This is a genomic window from Streptomyces misionensis (assembly GCF_007896895.1).
Taxonomy (GTDB): Bacteria; Actinomycetota; Actinomycetes; order Streptomycetales; family Streptomycetaceae; genus Streptomyces; species Streptomyces misionensis_A.
Window position 1 is genome coordinate 18170 of the sequence record NZ_VOGW01000152.1, and the last position, 3710, is coordinate 21879.

The following is a 3710-nucleotide window of genomic DNA, read 5'->3' on the forward strand; positions in this document are numbered from 1 at the left end:
ACGGCGACCGGGAAGCCCGATGTCGCCGCCGCCGTCGACGAGGTCAAACGGCTGCTCGGGGAGGGCCGCATCACCCAGGCCGTCGACGTCCTGGGCGCGATCCTGCCCGCCGCGGCGGAACAGCACGGCGAGCACTCCCCGGTCGTCCGCACCCTGCGCAAGCAGTACGCGGCCACCCTCATGGACGACGGCCAGTACCGGCGCGCACTGCCCGAACTGCGCCGCCTCGCCGACGAACGCGCCGCCGAGGCCGGCCAGGCCGACCCCGCCGCACTGCGCTTCCGCTACGACGCCGCTCAGTGCCTCGAACAACTGGGCGAACCCGCCGCCGCGCTCGCCGAGTACCGTGCCCTGCTGCCGTACTACGAGAACCAGTACGTCTCCGGCGACCCGCAGCAGGCCCACGAGGTCCGCCGGCGCATCGGCCACCTGCTGCTCGCCCTCGGCGACCGGGCCGCCGCCCACGACACCCTCGCCCGCCTGGTGCTGGACGTGGAACGCCTCGGCGGCCCCGGCCACCCGATGGCCGTCGAGATCCGCCGCACCCTGCACTGGCTGGGCCAGGTGCGCGGCTAGTGGTGTGGCCGGGAGGGTTCGCCGGGAAGCTCGCGGCGTCCGGTGCGGTGCATCGCAAGGCGGAGCATGGCCCGCGTACCGGATGTACTCGGGTGATGCGACAACGCGGCGAGGTGCCGTGCCGGGCGTCGCGAGCCGGTGAACCTTGCCGGCCGCAGCGCTAGATTCATCCAGCCGTACAGACATCGAACGACACCGAGAACCAACAAGGGTGGGAACCATGGCCGGACACCGGCAATCGAAGAAGCGCAGATACATCGCCTGGTCGGCGGCGGGCGTCGTCGTGGTCGCGGGGGCCGGCCTCGCCGCGCAGACCTCCATGGCCGCCACCACGTGGCCCGCGCAGAAGACGTTCACCGGGCGGGCGTTCGACACCTGCGCCGCGCCCTCGCTGTCCACCATGAAGGCCTGGCACACCGGCTTCTACGGCGCCGCCGCCGTCTACGTGGGCGGCAAGAACCGCGGCTGCGCCCAGCCCAACCTGACCGCCTCCTGGGTCAAGTCCGTCAGCTCCCTCGGCTGGAAGCTCATCCCCCTCTACGTCGGCGCCCAGCCGCCCTGCCAGTCCGGCGCCAACCCGGAGAAGATGACCAGCTCCAACGCCGCCACCCTCGGCACCCAGGACGCCAACGACGCCGTCGCGAAGGCCGCCGCCCTCGGCATGAAGGCCGGCAGCCCGATCTACCTCGACATGGAGGCGTACGACGTCACGAACAAGGCGTGCAACACCGCCGTGCTGACCTATGTGCGCGCCTTCGACAAGCAGCTGCACGCCAAGACGTACCGGGCCGGCTACTACGGCTTCACCAGCTCCAGCGCCAAGGCGATCGCCACCGCGACCGACAAGACGGACCTGCCGGGCAACCTCTGGTACGCGCTGTGGGACAAGCAGAACACCACCACCGCGGACTGGCCGTGGGGCGCCACGCAGTTCACCGGGCACAGCCGCGCCCACCAGTACATGGTCAACAGCAAGGAGACGCACGGCGGCGTCACGCTCACCGTGGACCGCGACGCGTGGGACGCGCCGGTGGCCATCACCGGCTGAGGCCGCGGCGGCGCGGCGGTGCCCGAAGTCGCGGTGAATCGTTGGTCGAATGGGTTGGCCGGAGCAGTGCGGCTGCCTACCATCGATCACCGCAAGACCTTGTGCGCCCGCCCGTCGCCCGACCACCACCCCTGGCGGAGGCGCTGGCGCGCCGCACCTGTCCTGCAATCTCCCCTTGGAGGTTTCCTTGCACCGCCGCCGTCGCACCGCGCTCGTCCTCACCGCCGCGATCGCCGCCGCGGCCCCCCTGCTGACCGCCTGCGGACACGACGCCCACCCGGGCGCGGCGGCCGTCGTCGGCGGGCAGCGGATCACCGTCGCGCAGTTGCAGAACCGGGTCGACGAGGTCCGCGAGGCCCAGCGGGCCGCGGTGTCCGACCCGGCCCAGTACCAGCAGGTGCTCGCCGAGACCAGCAGCCTCACCCGCGACACCCTGCACAACATGGTCCTCGACCGGGTGATCCACCGGGCCGCGCGGGACGAGGGCGTCACCGTCACCCGCAAGGACACCCAGCAGCTGCGCGCGAGTCTGGAGCAGCAGGCGGGCGGCGCCAAGGGCCTGCGGAACGCCTGGCTCCAGAAGTACGGCATCGCCCCCGCGCACCTGGACGACAACCTGCGCCTCCAGCTGGAGGCGCAGAAGGTCGCCGCCCGGCTCGGCACCGACACCTCCCAGCCCGCCTTCTGGAAGGCCCTGTCCCGGGCCTCCGAGGAGCTGCACATCGACATCAACCCGCGCTACGGCACCTGGGACGTGCAGAAGAGCGGCCGGGCGGACGCGAGGACGCCCTGGGTGCGGGAGGTGACGGCGGCGTCCGGCGGCGCGCCGGTGACGGCGTAGCACCGGTCGGCCCGAAGGCCGCGGGCATACGATCACACGATCCCCGTGGCCCTGTGGACAACCCGATCCGCTCGTCGCCGCCGTGGGTTACGTTCGGAGCGTGAACGCATCGAGTCCCGCCGCCGGCCCCGGCCGTATCGTCCTGCTCACCACCAGCCACCGTGTCGCCCCCGGCCTGCTGTCCTGGCCGGCCTGGCAGGCCCTGCGCGCCGCGGACGCCGTGCTGTGCGCGGACGGCGCCCATCCGCAGCTGCCGTACCTGCGGGAGGCCGGCATAGCGGTGGCCGAGGCGGCGCCCACGGCGCAGGAGCTGGTCGACGCCTGCGCCGGCGGGCGGACGGTCGTGGTCGTGGCGACGGGGGAGGGGGAGCCCGCGCTCACCGACGGGCTGGCCCGGCTGGCCGGCACCGGCCGGGTCTCCATGCCGGAGCTGGAGCTGCTGCCCGCCTCCTACGACCTGCCCGGCGCCCGTCTGCTGGACCTCGTCCAGGTCATGGACCGCATCCGGGCCGAGTGCCCCTGGTCCTCGCGGCAGACCCACGAGGGCCTGGCCAAGTACGGCATCGAGGAGGCGTACGAACTGGTCGAGGCGATCGAGGCGGGCGACCGCGAGGAACTGCGCGAGGAACTGGGCGACGTCCTCCTCCAGGTCGTCTTCCACTCCCGGATCGCCGAGGAGCACCCCGAGGCGCCGTTCTCGATCGACGACGTGGCGGGCGGCATCGTCGCCAAGCTGATCCACCGCCACCCGCATGTCTTCGGCGAGGAGAAGGCCGAGACCCCGGAGGAGGTCAAGGCGCACTGGCTGCGCACCAAGGCGGAGGAGAAGCGGCGCACCTCGGTCACCGAGGGCGTCCCCCTCGGCCAGCCGGGCCTCGCCCTCGCCGCCAAGCTCGCCTCCCGGGCCCGCACCGCCGGGCTGGACGTCCCGCTGCCCGAGGGCGAGGGCATCGGCTACGAGCTGCTGGCCCTCGCCGCCCGCGCCGAGTCCGCAGGCACCGACCCGGAGACGGCCCTGCGCGCGGCGGCCCGCATCTACCGGGACGCGATACGCAGGGCGGAGGGAGTGGACCCGGACCCGGCGGAGGGCGAGGACCCCTCGTGAGCGTGCCGGCCGCGCCGGACCGCCCGCCCGCCCCGCACCGCGGGCACCGGCGCCGGCAGGGCCCGGGCCGCCGGTGACACGCCGCCCGGGCGGGCCGGATACCGTCGAGGAGTGACCGACCAGCTTCGCCCCGACGACAC

The 3710-nt window shown here is 73.6% G+C and carries 3 protein-coding genes and 1 pseudogene; all 4 read left to right on the forward strand.

Annotated elements, in window-relative coordinates; all coding sequences use genetic code 11:
- Positions 1 to 576: pseudogene (locus FRZ03_RS25480) on the forward strand (serine/threonine protein kinase); the annotation flags it as partial.
- 220 nt (positions 577 to 796) lie between these two features.
- Positions 797 to 1624 (forward strand): glycoside hydrolase domain-containing protein, encoded by an 828-nt coding sequence (locus tag FRZ03_RS25485; protein WP_146467474.1) that lies wholly within the window; start codon positions 797 to 799, stop codon positions 1622 to 1624.
- Positions 1625 to 1811: 187 nt separating this feature from the next.
- Positions 1812 to 2465: a SurA N-terminal domain-containing protein gene (locus FRZ03_RS25490; RefSeq protein ID WP_146467478.1), complete on the forward strand. Its 654-nt coding sequence runs from the start codon at positions 1812 to 1814 to the stop codon at positions 2463 to 2465.
- 100 nt (positions 2466 to 2565) lie between these two features.
- The gene (locus FRZ03_RS25495; RefSeq protein ID WP_146467475.1) at positions 2566 to 3570 is read left to right on the forward strand and encodes a nucleoside triphosphate pyrophosphohydrolase; all 1005 of its coding nucleotides are present in this window, start codon (positions 2566 to 2568) and stop codon (positions 3568 to 3570) included.
- The last annotated feature ends 140 nt before the right edge of the window (positions 3571 to 3710 follow it).